16 protein-coding genes are annotated in these 14,392 nt (G+C 66.2%); 13 read left to right on the forward strand and 3 right to left on the reverse strand.

Going from position 1 to position 14,392, the window contains the following annotated elements; genetic code table 11:
• Nucleotides 1-10: 10 nt before the first annotated feature.
• Nucleotides 11-844, reverse strand: coding sequence for a sulfur oxidation c-type cytochrome SoxA (gene soxA / locus QO058_RS10870; RefSeq protein WP_284172027.1), 834 nt, complete (start codon nt 842-844; stop codon nt 11-13).
• Between the two features lie 171 nt (nt 845-1,015).
• Here soxA and soxY point away from each other — a divergent pair, with 171 nt between their 5' ends.
• From soxY to QO058_RS10925, 11 genes are all read left to right on the forward strand, one after another.
• The gene (gene soxY, locus QO058_RS10875) at nt 1,016-1,480 is read left to right on the forward strand and encodes a thiosulfate oxidation carrier protein SoxY (protein WP_284172028.1); all 465 of its coding nucleotides are present in this window, start codon (nt 1,016-1,018) and stop codon (nt 1,478-1,480) included.
• 43 nt (nt 1,481-1,523) lie between these two features.
• The gene (gene soxZ, locus QO058_RS10880; RefSeq protein WP_284172029.1) at nt 1,524-1,853 is read left to right on the forward strand and encodes a thiosulfate oxidation carrier complex protein SoxZ; all 330 of its coding nucleotides are present in this window, start codon (nt 1,524-1,526) and stop codon (nt 1,851-1,853) included.
• Nucleotides 1,854-1,942: 89 nt separating this feature from the next.
• A complete protein-coding gene (gene soxB, locus QO058_RS10885; RefSeq protein WP_284172030.1) occupies nt 1,943-3,640 on the forward strand; it encodes a thiosulfohydrolase SoxB in 1,698 nt (565 codons plus the stop codon).
• Between the two features lie 43 nt (nt 3,641-3,683).
• Nucleotides 3,684-4,958 (forward strand): sulfite dehydrogenase, encoded by a 1,275-nt coding sequence (gene soxC, locus QO058_RS10890; protein ID WP_284172031.1) that lies wholly within the window; start codon nt 3,684-3,686, stop codon nt 4,956-4,958.
• Nucleotides 4,942-5,679 (forward strand): c-type cytochrome, encoded by a 738-nt coding sequence (locus QO058_RS10895; protein ID WP_284172032.1) that lies wholly within the window; start codon nt 4,942-4,944, stop codon nt 5,677-5,679. The genes soxC and QO058_RS10895 overlap by 17 nt, the downstream gene beginning before the upstream one ends.
• Nucleotides 5,679-5,996, forward strand: coding sequence for a c-type cytochrome (locus tag QO058_RS10900; protein ID WP_284172033.1), 318 nt, complete (start codon nt 5,679-5,681; stop codon nt 5,994-5,996). The genes QO058_RS10895 and QO058_RS10900 overlap by 1 nt, the downstream gene beginning before the upstream one ends.
• A 32-nt stretch (nt 5,997-6,028) precedes the next feature.
• Nucleotides 6,029-6,556 (forward strand): DsrE family protein, encoded by a 528-nt coding sequence (locus tag QO058_RS10905; RefSeq protein ID WP_284172034.1) that lies wholly within the window; start codon nt 6,029-6,031, stop codon nt 6,554-6,556.
• Between the two features lie 47 nt (nt 6,557-6,603).
• Nucleotides 6,604-7,878: an NAD(P)/FAD-dependent oxidoreductase gene (locus QO058_RS10910; protein ID WP_284172035.1), complete on the forward strand. Its 1,275-nt coding sequence runs from the start codon at nt 6,604-6,606 to the stop codon at nt 7,876-7,878.
• 67 nt (nt 7,879-7,945) lie between these two features.
• A complete protein-coding gene (locus QO058_RS10915; protein WP_284172036.1) occupies nt 7,946-8,335 on the forward strand; it encodes a c-type cytochrome in 390 nt (129 codons plus the stop codon).
• A gap of 87 nt (nt 8,336-8,422) precedes the next feature.
• Nucleotides 8,423-8,806 (forward strand): CopM family metallochaperone, encoded by a 384-nt coding sequence (copM, locus tag QO058_RS10920; protein ID WP_284172037.1) that lies wholly within the window; start codon nt 8,423-8,425, stop codon nt 8,804-8,806.
• A 178-nt stretch (nt 8,807-8,984) separates the two neighbouring features.
• Nucleotides 8,985-10,079, forward strand: a complete 1,095-nt coding sequence (locus QO058_RS10925) for a lysylphosphatidylglycerol synthase transmembrane domain-containing protein (protein ID WP_284172038.1) — start codon at nt 8,985-8,987, stop codon at nt 10,077-10,079.
• Here QO058_RS10925 and QO058_RS10930 read toward each other — a convergent pair.
• A complete protein-coding gene (locus QO058_RS10930) occupies nt 10,076-10,963 on the reverse strand; it encodes a DMT family transporter (protein WP_284172039.1) in 888 nt (295 codons plus the stop codon). The genes QO058_RS10925 and QO058_RS10930 overlap by 4 nt on opposite strands.
• 138 nt (nt 10,964-11,101) lie before the next feature.
• On the opposite strand from QO058_RS10930, the gene QO058_RS10935 reads away from it, so the two are divergent.
• Nucleotides 11,102-11,656, forward strand: coding sequence for a helix-turn-helix domain-containing protein (locus QO058_RS10935; RefSeq protein ID WP_284172040.1), 555 nt, complete (start codon nt 11,102-11,104; stop codon nt 11,654-11,656).
• A gap of 6 nt (nt 11,657-11,662) precedes the next feature.
• Here QO058_RS10935 and flhA read toward each other — a convergent pair whose 3' ends face one another.
• Nucleotides 11,663-13,786 (reverse strand): flagellar biosynthesis protein FlhA, encoded by a 2,124-nt coding sequence (gene flhA / locus QO058_RS10940; protein WP_284172041.1) that lies wholly within the window; start codon nt 13,784-13,786, stop codon nt 11,663-11,665.
• Between the two features lie 224 nt (nt 13,787-14,010).
• On the opposite strand from flhA, the gene QO058_RS10945 reads away from it, so the two are divergent.
• Nucleotides 14,011-14,328, forward strand: a complete 318-nt coding sequence (locus tag QO058_RS10945; protein ID WP_284172042.1) for a hypothetical protein — start codon at nt 14,011-14,013, stop codon at nt 14,326-14,328.
• Nucleotides 14,329-14,392: the final 64 nt, after the last annotated feature.

Genomic DNA, 14,392 nt, shown 5'->3' on the forward strand with positions numbered 1-14,392 from the left:
ACGTTTCCCCTCAGCGCTTGATCGACGGAACTTTGATCTCGCCGCCTTCAGCCTGCTTCTGCAGGAAGACGGTGAGCGCGGTCAGGGCCTCCGAGCCGTATTCCGGCACCGGCCAACGCTGCTGGCGATAGCAGTCCCAGAGCCGGTGCTGCATCGTCCGGAGCGCGCTCTGCGAGACGCGATAGGTCGGCCAGGAACCCATCGTCTCCTGCGCGGTCTTGCCCTTGACCGAGAGGTTGGGCAGGCCCTGCAGGCGGATGCGCTTGCCTTCCTCGGCATGGCAGGTGGCGCAGGAAAAGTCGTTGACGCCGCCGCGCGTGTAGAACAGCGCTTCGCCGACCGCAGCCATCTCCTTTTCCTTGGGATGCGAGAGCGGCGGTTCGATCTTCATCTCGCTCGACTTGTTGGCGATGAAGGCGACTAGGTCCTCCATGTCCGAGGCCCGGGCCGGACCCGAGAAGCGCCGCAGGACGACCTCCTTGGTGTCGAGCCCCTGCAACTTGTCCATGCACCAGAGCAGGCGCTGCTCGGTGTCCATCACCTTGTCGGCGTCGGCGAAATGGCGCGGCAACTTGGCGAAGGCGCCTTCGAGCTTGCCCGGCCCCTCGCCGAGATCGCAGCCCTCCAGCGAGACGTTCTTGGTGCCGCGCTTCTCTGCCCACAGCGCCTCGCCGCGATCGACCGCGAGGAAGCCCGGATTCGAGAACGGATCGGAGAGCATCTGGCGATAGCGCTCGATCTCCTTCTCGCTGTCGTCCTGCGGCGGCGATTGGGCGGTCAATGGCCCAGCCGCCAGTGTCACAACGGCCGCCAGTAGCGCCGCCCCCATGATGGGAAGCTTCATCCCTCGCCCTTTCGTTTCCTCCGGGACCGCTTATCCTGCGATCTCGTCGCCGGCCCTCTCGGGGGCTTTACATTCACAAAAAACAATATCACGATACGTGCAAATGATTGGCGTCCCGCCGCGGCGCCGTCAAGAGTTAAAACAAGACGAATGTGAAGGAGGAGCCCTCGTATGCTGACCCACCTGCCGACGCTGTCGCGCCGTGATGCGGTGAAGGCCGCCGCCTGGGCTCTCGCCGCCGCCGCGATCGCGCCGAAGCTCGCTTTCGCCGACGAAAAGACCGTCGCTGCCGAGATCAAGAAGCTTTACGGCGACAAGCCGATGGCCTCGGGAAAGATCAAGCTCGACGTGCCCGAGATCGCCGAGAACGGCTTGGTCGTTCCGATCAACATCGAGATCGAGAGCCCGATGACGGAGGCCGACTACGTCAAGGCGGTCCACATCTTCGCCGAGGGCAATCCCCAGCCCGGCGTCGTCAGCTACCAGTTCACGCCGGCCTGCGGAAAGGCCTCGGCCGCGACGCGCATGCGGCTCGCGCAGACGCAGGACATCATCTGCGTTGCCGAGATGTCGAACGGCGCGCTGCACACGGCCAAGGCCAACATCAAGGTCACGATCGGCGGCTGCGGCGGCTGACGCCCCGCATCACCATCGACCAGAACAAGGCGAGGACATCCCCATGACCACCAAGCCCACGCCCCGCGTGCGTGTTCCGGCCAAGGCCACGGCCGGCGAGATGATCGAGATCAAGACGCTGATCTCGCACGAGATGGAATCCGGCCAGCGCAAGGACGCCAAGGGCGAGACCATCCCACGCCAGATCATCAACAAGTTCACGGCGAGCTTCAACGGCAAGCCGGTCTTCGCGGCCGATTGGTTCCCGGCGATCTCGGCCAATCCCTACCAATCCTTCTTCTTCAAGGCGACGGAATCGGGCGAGTTCACCTTCACCTGGAAGGACGACAACGGCTCCGAATACGTCTCGAAGAACAAGCTGACGGTCGGCTGAGCCTTTAGAATCGCAGCGCTGCCGGCTTCGGCAGCGCTTCCGCTTTGGATCCCCTGGATCGCGATGTGCGCGCATCCAAAGGATGAGCCATGATCTCAAGACGCGAATTCCTGCAGGCGACGGCGGTCGCCGCAGCGTTGACGACCGGCTCCGGCCTCGGCCCGCTCGGGCGCGCCGCCGCCCAGCAGAAGCTGTCGCAGGCCGATATCCTGCGCTTCGAGCCGCAGGGCCAGGTCACCATCCTGCATGTGGCCGATATCCACGCCCAGTTGATGCCGCTGCAGTTCCGCGAGCCGGCGGTCAATCTCGGCGTCGGCGAGGTCAAGGGCCTGCCACCGCACCTGACCGACGTCGCCTTCCGCGAGCACTTCAAGATCGCGGCAGGCTCGGCCGACGCCTTCGCGCTGACCTCCGACGACTTCGTCTCGCTCGCCCGCAATTATGGCCGGATGGGCGGGCTCGACCGGATCGCGACGCTGGTCAAGGCGATCAGGGCCGAGCGCGGCGACGACAAGGTTCTGCTGCTCGACGGCGGCGACACCTGGCAGGGCAGCTGGAGCGCGCTCCAGACCAAGGGTCAGGACATGGTCGACGTCATGTCGGCCCTGAAGCTCGACGCGATGACCTCGCATTGGGAGTTCACCCTCGGCGCCGAGCGGGTCAAGGAGATCGTCGAGGCCGCACCCTTCGCCTTCCTTGCTCAGAACATCCGCGACAAGGAATGGAACGAGCCGGTCTTCCCGCCGCGCAAAGTCTTCGAGAAAGGCGGCGTCAAGGTCGCGGTGATCGGCCAGGCGCTGCCGCGCACGGCGGTCGCCAATCCGCGCTGGATGTTCCCGGGCTGGGAGTTCGGCATCCGCGAGGAGGAAATCCAGAAGCAGGTCGAGGAGGCTCGCGCCGAAGGCGCCGCGATCGTCGTGCTGCTCTCGCATGACGGCTTCGACGTCGACCGCAAACTGGCGAGCCGGGTCAAGGGCATCGACGTCATCCTGACCGCCCATACCCATGACGCCATGCCCGGGCTGATCCGGGTCGGCAACACTGCGCTGGTCGCCTCCGGCTCGCATGGCAAGTTCGTCTCGCGCCTCGACATCGCAGTGAAGGAGGGCAAGGTCGCCGATATCCGCTTCAAGCTGATGCCGGTCTTCGCCGATGCGATCGCGCCCGATCCGGAGATGGCGGCGCTGGTGACCAAGCTGCGCGCGCCTTTTGCCACCGACCTCGCCAAGGAGATCGGCCGCACCGACTCGCTCCTCTACCGGCGCGGCAATTTCAACGGCAGCTTCGACGACCTGATCTGCGACGCCATGCTCTCGCAGCGCGACGCCGAGATCGCGCTCTCGCCAGGCTTCCGCTGGGGCGGCTCGCTGCTGCCGGGCGAAGCGATCACCTGGGAGGCAATCAGCAACGCGACCGCAATCACCTATCCGAACTGCTACCGGATGGAGATGACCGGCGCGCAGCTCAAGGAGATCCTCGAGGACGTCGCCGACAACATCTTCCACCCCGACCCCTATTTCCAGGGCGGCGGCGACATGGTCCGCATCGGCGGCATGGGCTACGCCATCGATGTCGGCAAGCCGATGGGCAGCCGCATCTCCGGCCTCACCCATCTCAAATCCGGCAAGCCGATCGATGCCTCCCGCAAATACGTCGTCGCCGGCTGGGCCAGCGTCAATGAGGGCACGCAGGGTCCGCCGATCTGGGACGTGGTCCGCGACCACGTCGCCGCGACCAAGACCATCACCATCAAGCCGAACGACGCCGTGAAGGTGAGCGGGGCATGAGCGCCTCCGCCATCACGCCGGTCAAAGAGCAAGGAGACGAGGCATGACCTCTCCCGCAAAGCCCGATCCGCTCAGCCGCCGCCGCTTCCTCGGCGGGGCGGCGCTCGCCGGAGCCGGCCTCGCCGGCACCGGGCTGGCCCGCGCCGAAACAGGCAAGCCCGATCCGCTGATCACCGAGGTCCAGGACTGGAGCCGCTATCTCGGCGAAGGCGTCGACAAGCGGCCCTATGGCACGCCGTCGCGCTTCGAGAAGCACGTGATCCGCCGCGACGTCTCCTGGCTGACGGCCTCGCCGGAATCCTCGGTCAACTTCACGCCGCTGCACGAGCTCGACGGGATCATCACCCCGTCCGGCCTCTGCTTCGAGCGCCATCATGGCGGCATCGCCGACATCGAGCCGGCCAGTCACCGATTGATGATCCATGGCCTGGTCGAGAAGCCGCTGGTCTTCACCATGGAAGACATCAAGCGGATGCCGCGGCAGAACCGCATCTACTTCCTCGAATGCGCGGCGAATTCCGGCATGGAGTGGCGTGGTGCGCAGCTCAACGGCTGCCAGTTCACCCACGGCATGGTCCACAACGTCATGTACACCGGCGTGCCGCTGAAGCTGCTGCTGGCCGAGGCCGGGGTGAAGACCACAGCCAAATGGCTGCTGCTGGAAGGCGCCGATTCCTCGGGCATGAACCGCTCGCTGCCGCTCGAGAAGGCGCTCGACGACGTGCTGATCGCCTTCGCCATGAACGGCGAGGCGCTGCGGCCCGAGCAGGGCTATCCGCTGCGCGCCGTCATCCCCGGCTGGGAGGGCAATCTCTGGGTCAAATGGCTCCGGCGCATCGAGGTCGGCGACCAGCCCTGGCAGGCGCGCGAGGAGACCTCGAAATACACCGACCTCCTGGCCGATGGCCGCTCGCGCCGCTTCACCTTCTTCATGGACGCCAAATCGGTGGTGACCAACCCGTCGCCGCAGGCGCCATTGAAGCAGAAGGGCCGCAACGTCCTCTCTGGCCTTGCCTGGTCCGGACGCGGCACGATCAAACGTGTCGACGTCACCCTCGACGGCGGCAAGAACTGGCAACACGCCAGGATCGACGGGCCGGTGCTCGATAAGTCGCTGACCCGCTTCTACGTCGATTTCGACTGGGCCGGGCAGGACCTCTTGATCCAGTCACGCGCCATCGATTCGACCGGCTATCTCCAGCCAACCAAGGAGGAGCTGCGCAAGGTCCGCGGCACCAACTCGATCTACCACAACAACGGCATCCAGACCTGGCATGTGAAGGCGAACGGGGAGACCGAAAATGTCGAGATCGGTTAATCCCGTCCTGCTTGCAGGCTTCGCAGCAGTCGTCGTGCTCGCGGCTGCGCCGCTGATCGCGCAGACCAAGCCACCGGCCAAGCAGGCCCAGACGCATCCGCCGGCAAAAGCCGCTCCGGCCCCCGCCCCCGCGGCGAAGCTCGGCCTCGGCCGCGAGGCGCTACCGGAGGAGATCAAGGCCTGGGACATCGCGGTGCGCCCCGACGGCAAGGGCCTGCCGCCCGGCAAGGGCACGGTCAAGCAGGGCGACGAGATCTTCCAGGCGCAGTGCGCCAGTTGCCATGGCGAATTCGGCCAGGGCAACAACCGCTGGCCGGTGCTGGCCGGCGGCATGGGCTCGCTGAAATCCGACCGGCCGGAGAAGACGATCGGCTCGTTCTGGCCCGATCTCTCGACCGTGTTCGACTATGTCCGCCGGGCAATGCCCTATGGCAACGCCCAGTCGCTGTCGCCGAACGAGCTCTACGCCGTCACCGCCTATTTGCTCTACCTGAACGACATCGTGAAGGACGAGGACTTCGAACTGTCGGATAAGAACTTTACCAGTGTGAAGCTGCCGAACGCGGCCGCCTTCTACGATGACGACCGCGAGACGACGGAGAAGGCGTTCTGGGGCAAGGAGCCGTGCATGAGCAACTGCAAGCCGGAGGTGAAGATCACCGGACGCGCGGCGGTGCTCGACGTGACGCCGGATTCCAAGTCCGCGCCGAAGGTCGATTGATGCAGAGGGCCGGCGCCGTCCGTCTTGCGGTGCTCGGCCTCGTCCTGGCCTGCGCACCGGCAGAAGCGGCCGGCGACCGGGCACTGGGGGAATATCTCTCGTCGGAATGCACGAGCTGCCACCAGACCAGCGGCCGGCAGGTCGGCGGCATCCCGGCGATCATCGGCCATCCGGCCGAGCAGTTCGTCGCGCTGATGAATGCCTATCGCGAGAGGCAGCGCGACAACCAGGTGATGCAGACGATCGCGGCGCGGCTCTCCAGCGAGGAGATCGCAGCGCTGGCTGCCTACTACGAGAGTCTGAAGCCCAATCCATAGCAGGGCATATGGCCCGAGCCGAGGAGGACACGATGTCGGAGGACACTCACCAGGCTTCGCGCCGGGCGCTGATGCTGGCGGCGGCGAGCGGGGTCGTCGCTGCGACCGCCCCGGCCCTTGCCGTCCCCCGGCAGACGGCGCTCGCCGACCTCAAGAAGGACGCCGATGTTGCCTGCCTCTACCATTGCGATTTCGGCGATCCCCAGCGCTTCATCCAGATGCTGCAGAACATCGCCAACCACTATTCCGCCTATGGCGCCGATCCGTTCGCGCTCCAGCTCGCCATCGTCGCGCATGGTCCCGGCGTGAAGTTCTTCCTGGAAAGCCTCGACGGCACCAGCTGGGGTGACGAAGCGGCCACGGTCCCGAAAATCTTCGAGCGGGTCGAGGACGTCGCCAGGAACGGGCTGAAGGTCCATCTCTGCGAGATCACCTTCGCCCGGTTGAAGATCGACAAGAGCAAGGCGCGCAAGGCCGAGTTCGTCGGCTTCGTGCCCTCCGGCGTCGCCGCTGTAGCCGCGCTGCAGGCCAAGGGCTTCGCCTATTTGAAGGTCGGATAGGGCCCGCAAGAGGCCTGCCGTCAGCCGTGGGAAGGGGAGAGAAAACCATGTCGACCAGTCGCCGCACATTCCTGTCCGGGCTTGCCGCCGCGGGCAGCTTCGCCATCGCCTCGCCCGCCGTGCTCGGCCAGGGCAAGCCGCGCGTCGTCGTCATCGGCGGCGGAGCCGGCGGCGCGACAGCGGCGAAATACATCGCCAAGGATTCAGGCGGCGCCATTGCGTTGACGCTGGTCGAGGAGAACGAGGTCTACCAGACCTGCTTCCACTCCAATCTCTTCATCGGTGGCTTCAAATCCTATGAGGAGATCAGCCATCGCTACGATGCGCTGGCGAAGAACCACGGCATCACGCTCGCCCGCGCCCGCGCCACCCAGATCGATCGCGACAAGAAGGAGGTCGTGCTCTCGACCGGCGCTCGCCTGCCCTATGACCGCCTCGTCGTCTCGCCCGGCATCGACCTCAAATACGATTCCGTCCCCGGCTGGTCAAAGGAGGCCGAGGAAGCCATGCCGCATGGTTGGAAGCCCGGCCGACAGACGCAGCTGATCAAACAGAAGCTCGACGCCGTCCCGAATGGCGGCACGATCCTGATGATCGCCCCGCCCAACCCCTATCGCTGCCCGCCCGGCCCCTATGAGCGCGCCTCAATGTTCGCCCATGTGCTCAAGGCGAGCGGCAAGCGCGACTGCAAGATCTTTATCCTCGACCCGAAGGACAGCTTCTCGAAGCAGGGCGTCTTCCAGGAGGGCTGGGAGAAGCATTACGGCGCGATGATCGAATGGCTCGGGCCGAAGGTGCATGACGGCATCAAGTCGGTCGACCCGAAGAGCAATACCGTCGTCACGGGCTTCGAGACCTACAAGGACTGCGCCTTCGTCAACGTCATCCCGGCCCAGATGGCCGGCGAGATCGCCCGCTCCGCCGGGCTCGCGCCAGCCGGCGGCTACTGCACGATCGATCCCGCCTCGATGAAATCCGTCGCCGATCCCAACATCTTCGTGCTCGGTGACGCCTGCATCGGCGGCGACATGCCGAAATCGGCCTTCTCCGCCAACAGCCAGGCCAAGGTCGCGGCGATGGTGATCCGCGGCGAGCTCACCAATGCCCGCACTTTCCCTGCCCGCTACATCAACACCTGCTGGTCGCTGATCGAGACCGACGACACCATCAAGGTCGGCGGCCGCTACGAGGCCAAGGACGGCAAGATCGCCGCGACCGAGACCTTCGTCTCGCAACCCCGCGAGAGCGCCGAACTGCGCAAGGAAAACCAGGCCGAGAACATCGGCTGGTATGCCGGCATCACCGCCGACATGTTCAGCTGAAACCACTCACTGCGCCCTCGCCTCGTGCGGGGGCGCCAACCTCAGCTCTTCTTATCAGGGACTACGTATGAAACTGCCGATCATTGCCGCCATGCTCGCCGCCACCTTCATCACGACCAGCAGCGCCCAGGCACAGGACGTCGCCGCCGGCGAGCGCTCCTGGAACAAGTGCCGCGCCTGCCACCAGGTCGGCGAAGGCGCCAAGAACCTGGTCGGCCCGCAGCTCAACGGCCTGTTCGGCCGTCATACCGGCGAGGTCGAGGGCTACAGCTATTCGACCGCCAACAAGGGCGCGGGCATCACCTGGGACGAGGCGGTCTTCGCCGAGTACATCAAGGACCCGAAGGCCAAGATCCCCGGCACCAAGATGATCTTCGCCGGCATCAAGAACGAAAAAGAGATCGCCGACCTCACCGCCTACCTCAAGCAGTTCGGCAAGGACGGCAAGAAGATGTGACGGGCCGCAACCAGCCTGCCGCGCTCATGACATGATCGGCCCGGAGGTTTGACGGGACGCCGCAATCGGCCCGAAAGGACCTTCCGAATGACCACCAGCCGTAACCTTCTCGCAGGCGCGGCCCTTCTCGGCACGCTCGCCCTTGGTGGATTCGCCCTGGCCCAGAGCCATCAGGGCCATGGCAGCCACGGCGCAGCCGCGCCGGCCGCGGCCGACACCGCCGCGACGCAGGCCTACAAGGCGGCCAACGACAAGATGCACAAGGAGATGGGCGTCGTCTTCAGCGGCGATCCCGATGTCGACTTCGCCCGCGGCATGATCCCGCACCATCAGGGCGCGGTCGACATGGCCAAGGTCGTGCTCGCTCATGGCAAGGACCCCGAGCTGCGCAAGCTCGCCGAGGGCGTGATCACCGAGCAGGAAAAGGAGATCGCCTTCCTGCGCGAGTGGCTGAAGAAGCGCGGTCAGTGACCCTCTCGCCCTGCCGGCTCCGGATCGACAGATCAGGGGGCGGCGTCATGCCGCCGCTTGCCCTGCAAGGCCGGCGCTGGCAGAGAGGCGGCGCGACTTGCGTCTACGCATCCCTGCATGCACAGGCCGCGAAACTCACATAGGCTTCCCTCTCGCCGTTCGGCCGCTCGCGGGTTCTATGAAGAAGTATCTGGACTATCTCTGGCCGCTCATCGGCCTCGTCGCGGTCATCTGGTCAGTCGACCTGCTCTGGGACAAGCTCAAGGCCGAGGCCTTGACCAATGAGGCGCTCGCAACCCAGCTCGAGCAGGCCGGTCTCTGGGACTCGGTCAGGATTGTCGCCACCGGCATCGGCCAGAAGATCGCGGTCATTCCGCCCGCCGCCTTCTTCCATGCCGGGCTCGCGACGCTCGTCGCCTATGCCGCGCTCGCCTGGTACGACCGGATCGCGCTGCTGCATCTGCACCGCGAGAAGGGCATTTCCTGGGCCTATATCTCACTTTGCTCCTTCGTCACCTATGCGCTCTCGCATAATATCGGCGCTTCGGTCTTTTCGGGCGGCATGGTGCGCTATCGCGCCTATCACGCGAAGGGCCTGAGCGGGCCTGAGATCGCGGTGCTCGTGGCGCTCTGCTCCTTCACCTTCGCCTTCGGCACCATCCTGCTGATGGGATTGGTGCTCATTGGCGAACCCCAGATCCTGCGACCGCTGCACCGGCTTTCCGACTGGTTCGGCATCGGCGACAAGCAGGCGCGCCTGATCGGCTTCGGCCTGCTCGCCTTCTGCGTGCTCTATACGGTCGGCTCCTGGCTGCGCTTCAAGCCGCTGAAGATCGGCTCGTTCGAGCTGGTCTATCCGCGCCTGCCGATCGTCGCCCGGCAGTATTTTGCCGCCCCGCTGGAGCTGATGGGCGCTGCTGGCATCATCTATTTCGCCCTGCCGGAGCAGGGCAATCCCGGCTTCTTCATCGTGCTCGGCGCCTTCCTGATCTCGTTCTCGGCTGGTTTGCTCAGCCAGGTTCCGGGCGGGGTCGGCGTGATGGAGGCGGTCTTCCTCGCGGTGATGCCGGGCGTGCCGGCCCCCGCCGTCTTTGCAGCATTGCTGGTCTGGCGGATGTTCTACCTGATCATTCCGCTGGTCGTGTCGCTGCCGATCGTGCTTGGCTTCGAGCGGGCGCAGCTGCGCAAGGCGCTGGCACACGAGACGCAGGTGAAGGCTCAGGAGCAGGCGGCCGCCAAGGCCGCGGCGCTCGACCTCGAACAGCCACGCTAGCGCTTGAGCGCGATCGCCGCCGCACCGAACATCAGGAGACTGCCGATCGCCTCGGCCGGGCCGAATGGCTCGCCGAGCGCGAACACGCCGGCCGCGACCGCGACAGCTGGGCTGATGAAGGCGTAGAGCCCCGCCCGGAAGGCGCCCCAGTCACGTACCAGCCGCAGATAGATCGTGAAGCCGATCAGCGAGCCGCCGATCACGAGCACCGCCAGCGCGGGCAGTGTCGGCCAGGACAGCAGCGCGGTGAAGTGCGCCGGTGTGACGGTCTCCAGCATGGCCGACATCAGGCAGAGCCCGAAGCCGCCGATCAGCGTCTGCCAGCCAGCCAGCGTCAGCGTCGGAATCCGGCCCATCACCGGCCGCGACCAGACCGCGCCGAAGCAGTAGAGCAGCGTCCCGGCCGCGACCGCCGCCAGCCCCCAGAGCTCGAGCGGTCCGCCCTTGGCTGCCGCCAGCCCGCCCAACGCCCGCGTCGAGAACAGGAAGCCGAGGCCGACCGCGCCGAGGCCGATCGCTGCAAGCTTGCGCCCGCCGATCGTGTGCCCTTCGATCAGGCGGCTGGCGATGATGGTGAAGATCGGGATGGTGGCGAAGTTGACGATCGCCGCGAGCCCGGTCGGCGCCTGGGCCGTGCCCCAGAACAGCAGGGTGTAATTGCCGGTGTTCAACAGGAGCGCGGTCATGATGACGCGCGGCCAGGCCTCGCTTGGCACCCGCAGCACGTCGCGGCCGGCCCAGGCCAGCATCAGCGCGCCGGCGATGACAAAGCGCGAAGCGGCGAGGAAGACCGGCGGCACATGCTGTGAGCCGACCTTGATCGGCAGCCAGGTCAGGCCCCAGACAAGGCACATCAGCGCGAAGTAGGCGGCGTTGCGGGACATGGGCTGCGCTTACCAAGAAAGATGCTACGGGGCCGATGTCGACCGGGCATGCAGCCATGGTGACGACACAAGGTGCCTGCCCGCCATCTGGCCAACGCCCTTGCAGCGCTCTATTATAAGAGAATCAAGGGTATGATGATGGACGATCTCGCGTCAAGATTGGCGGAACGGTTGCGCGGCGAGCGTGAGGCGCGGGGCTGGAGCCTGAACGATCTTGCCGAGCGCTCCGGCGTTTCGCGCGCCATGATCAGCCGGATCGAGCGAGGCGAGGCGAGCCCGACCGCGGTGTTGCTCGGCCGACTCTCGGGCGCCTTCGGCCTGACTCTGTCGAACCTGCTCGCGCGGATCGAGAATGCCGGCGAGCGCGTCCGCCGCGCCACGCAGCAGCCGCTCTGGCGCGACCCCGAGACCGGCTTCGTCCGCCGCGCCATATCGCCGGCCGGCAATGGCGATCTGGAGCTCGTCGCCGGCGAATTGCCGCCCGGAGCGGCGATCGCTTATCCCGCCAGCTCCTACGCCTTCATCCGCCAGCAGATCTGGATGCAGTCGGGCCAACTCGACTTCGACGAGGGCGGCATCGTCACCCGGCTCGGGCCCGGCGACTGCATGGAGCTCGGACCGCCAGCCGATTGCCGCTTCAGCAATCCCGGCAGCGAGCCGGCGCGCTACCTGGTCGTCGTGAGCAGGCGCTGAGCGCCGTCAGACGCTCCCCACCGTCCTGAGCTTGGCCCGCGGGTGGATCTCGCTCTGCGAGAGCACCGGCGTCTCGCGACGGAAGCGTTCGATGATCTGGCGCACGAAGGGCCGCGCCATGCCGGAGGTCACCAGCGACGGCATCTCGCCGAGACGCGCCGCATCCTCGAACTTCTCGCGGACCTGATGGACAAAATCCTGCAGACGCGAGGGCTGCATGGCCAGATGCCGGTCCTCGCCCTGGCCGACGATCGATTCGGCGAAGACGCTCTCCCAGGCCGGCGACATGGTGATGATCGGCAATTGCCCATGCTGGTTGGAGAACTGCGCGCAGATCTGGCGGGCAAGGCGGACGCGGACATGCTCGGCGATGTCGCGCGGGTTCTTGATGGCGCCCGCGACCTCGGCGATGCCCTCGACGATCGTGCCGAGATCGCGGATCGAGATGCGCTCGGAGAGCAGCAATTGCAGCACCCGCTGGATGCCGGTGGTCGAGATCTGGTTCGGCACGATCTCCTTGACCAGGTCGGCATGGTCCTTGGGCAGTTCGCGCAGGAGCTTCTGCACCTCGCCATGCGAGAGCAGCTCCGGCATGTGCGACTTCAACACCTCGGTGAGATGGGTCGAGATCACGGTCGCAGCATCGACCACGGTGTAGCCGCGCAATTGCGCCTCGTCCTGCAGCGCCCCGTCGATCCAGGTCGCCGGCAGGCCGAAGGTCGGCTCGAGCACGTTGTGACCGGGCAACGTCACGCTGCCGCCCATCGGATCCATCGCCATGTACTGGCCGGGATAGACCATGCCGTGACCGGCATCGATCTCCTTGATCTTGATGAAGTAGTGGTTTGCCTCGAGCTGGACGTTGTCGACGATACGCACCGCCGGCATGACGAAGCCGAGTTCGGCGGCGAGCTGACGCCGCAGCGCCCGGACCTGATCGGTCAGCCGGTCGGCGCCACCAGGCGCGTTGACCAGCGGCAGCAGGCCGTAGCCGATCTCGATCTTGAGCTCGTCAAGCTTGAGCAGGTCGTTGAGCGTCTCTTCCTTCGGCGTGCCATCGGGCGCGAGCGGCGAGGCCGCCTGCGCCTGCACGGCGGCTTCCGTCTCGCGCGCCTTGGCGAGCCGGCCGAAATGGCGCGCCAGCCAGCCCGAGCCGGCGGCGAGGACCAGGAAGGGCAGCATCGGGATACCCGGCAGGACCGCGATCAGCAGCATCACCGCCGCCGACATGCCGAGAGCCTTGGGGTAGCCCGAGAGCTGCTTGCCGAGCGCCTTGTCGGCGGCGCCGCGCACGCCCGATTTCGAGACGAGCAGGCCCGCCGCGGTCGAGACGATCAGCGCCGGGATCTGGCTGACGAGGCCGTCGCCGACGGTCAGCAGGGTGTAGCTGTGCGCCGCCGCGCCGAAGCTCATACCCTGCTGCGCCACACCGATGATGATGCCGCCGATCACGTTGATGAAGGTGATCAGCAGGCCCGCGATCGCGTCGCCGCGCACGAATTTCGAGGCGCCGTCCATCGAACCGAAGAAATTAGCCTCGTCCTCCAGCGCCTTGCGGCGGGCCTTGGCGACGTCCTGGTCGATCAGCCCGGCCGAAAGGTCGGCGTCGATCGCCATCTGCTTGCCCGGCAAGGCGTCGAGGGCAAAGCGTGCCGCGACCTCGGCGATACGGCCCGAGCCCTTGGTGATAACGACGAAGTTGACGATGATCAGGATGGTGAAGACGATCACCCCGATCACGAAATTGCCGCTCATCACGAAATTGCCGAAGGCCTCGATGACGTGGCCGGCGGCGGCGGTGCCCTCATGGCCGTGGGCGAGGATGAGGCGCGTCGAGGCGAGGTTCAGCGCCAGCCTCAGCATCGTCACGATCAGCAGCACCGTCGGGAAGGCGGAGAACTCCAGCGGCTCCTCGATGAACAGCGCCGTCATCAGGACGAGCACCGAGAGGATGATCGAAAGCGCCAGCAGCATGTCGAGCAGCATCGCCGGCAGTGGGAAGATCAGCACCACGAGGATGCCCATCACGCCGATGGCGAGGAACAGGTCCGGCCGGTTGAGCAGCGCGCCCATCTGGCCGCGCGTCGGCATCTGCATGCCCCCGCCGCTGCCTGCCGTCACATCGCTCATCGACCAGAAGCTCCCACGCGTCGCCCATCCGGACGGCTGTCGTACCCGGCAATTCTTGCCGAGCGCATGGTGAACGAGTGGTTAAGACCCCTCAAAAAATCCCGTCTGGAACCTTTCCCTGAACAAGCTGTTATCGATTGGCCGCGTTGTGGCCGCATTCGGCCAGCCAACTCGCACGGGGTCGACGACATCGGCCATCAAGGCCGAAGCCTTTGGAGGATACCTTGGATAGACGTTCATTCATGCTCAGCCTTTTCGGCGGTCTCGCCGCCGCCAGCGTCGGCGGCATGGGCATCGCCCAGGCCGCGATCGCTGCTCCCGCGGCCCCGCTGCCGAGCCCGGAAGAGCTCGCCCCGGCACTGAAGGCCGGCCTCGACAAGGCTGATGCCGACTTCAGCCAGGTCGTGGTCCGCGACAGGGTCGTCGTTCGTCGGCCGAGGCCTTACCGCCGCCCCGTCGTCGTGCGCCGTACCGTCGTGGTACGCCGCCCGCGGCCTTACCGCCGCCCGGTCGTCGTGCGCCGGCGCGTGATCTACCGCTGAGAGCGAAGCCTATCGACGGGCGGCATCTAGCCGCCCGTCGCTTTTGAAGCGGCGCCAAGACCGC

The organism is Bosea vestrisii, from assembly GCF_030144325.1.
GTDB classification, from domain to species: Bacteria; Pseudomonadota; Alphaproteobacteria; order Rhizobiales; family Beijerinckiaceae; genus Allobosea; species Allobosea vestrisii_A.

What these genes read in the sequence shown, in the direction of transcription:
- soxA (WP_284172027.1), bottom strand. Translation starts at nt 844, where the DNA reads ATGAAGCTTCCCATCATGGGGGCGGCGCTACTGGCGGCCGTTGTGACA.
- soxY (WP_284172028.1), top strand. Translation starts at nt 1,016, where the DNA reads ATGCTGACCCACCTGCCGACGCTGTCGCGCCGTGATGCGGTGAAGGCC.
- soxZ (WP_284172029.1), top strand. Translation starts at nt 1,524, where the DNA reads ATGACCACCAAGCCCACGCCCCGCGTGCGTGTTCCGGCCAAGGCCACG.
- soxB (WP_284172030.1), top strand. Translation starts at nt 1,943, where the DNA reads ATGATCTCAAGACGCGAATTCCTGCAGGCGACGGCGGTCGCCGCAGCG.
- soxC (WP_284172031.1), top strand. Translation starts at nt 3,684, where the DNA reads ATGACCTCTCCCGCAAAGCCCGATCCGCTCAGCCGCCGCCGCTTCCTC.
- QO058_RS10895 (WP_284172032.1), top strand. Translation starts at nt 4,942, where the DNA reads ATGTCGAGATCGGTTAATCCCGTCCTGCTTGCAGGCTTCGCAGCAGTC.
- QO058_RS10900 (WP_284172033.1), top strand. Translation starts at nt 5,679, where the DNA reads ATGCAGAGGGCCGGCGCCGTCCGTCTTGCGGTGCTCGGCCTCGTCCTG.
- QO058_RS10905 (WP_284172034.1), top strand. Translation starts at nt 6,029, where the DNA reads ATGTCGGAGGACACTCACCAGGCTTCGCGCCGGGCGCTGATGCTGGCG.
- QO058_RS10910 (WP_284172035.1), top strand. Translation starts at nt 6,604, where the DNA reads ATGTCGACCAGTCGCCGCACATTCCTGTCCGGGCTTGCCGCCGCGGGC.
- QO058_RS10915 (WP_284172036.1), top strand. Translation starts at nt 7,946, where the DNA reads ATGAAACTGCCGATCATTGCCGCCATGCTCGCCGCCACCTTCATCACG.
- copM (WP_284172037.1), top strand. Translation starts at nt 8,423, where the DNA reads ATGACCACCAGCCGTAACCTTCTCGCAGGCGCGGCCCTTCTCGGCACG.
- QO058_RS10925 (WP_284172038.1), top strand. Translation starts at nt 8,985, where the DNA reads ATGAAGAAGTATCTGGACTATCTCTGGCCGCTCATCGGCCTCGTCGCG.
- QO058_RS10930 (WP_284172039.1), bottom strand. Translation starts at nt 10,963, where the DNA reads ATGTCCCGCAACGCCGCCTACTTCGCGCTGATGTGCCTTGTCTGGGGC.
- QO058_RS10935 (WP_284172040.1), top strand. Translation starts at nt 11,102, where the DNA reads ATGGACGATCTCGCGTCAAGATTGGCGGAACGGTTGCGCGGCGAGCGT.
- flhA (WP_284172041.1), bottom strand. Translation starts at nt 13,786, where the DNA reads ATGAGCGATGTGACGGCAGGCAGCGGCGGGGGCATGCAGATGCCGACG.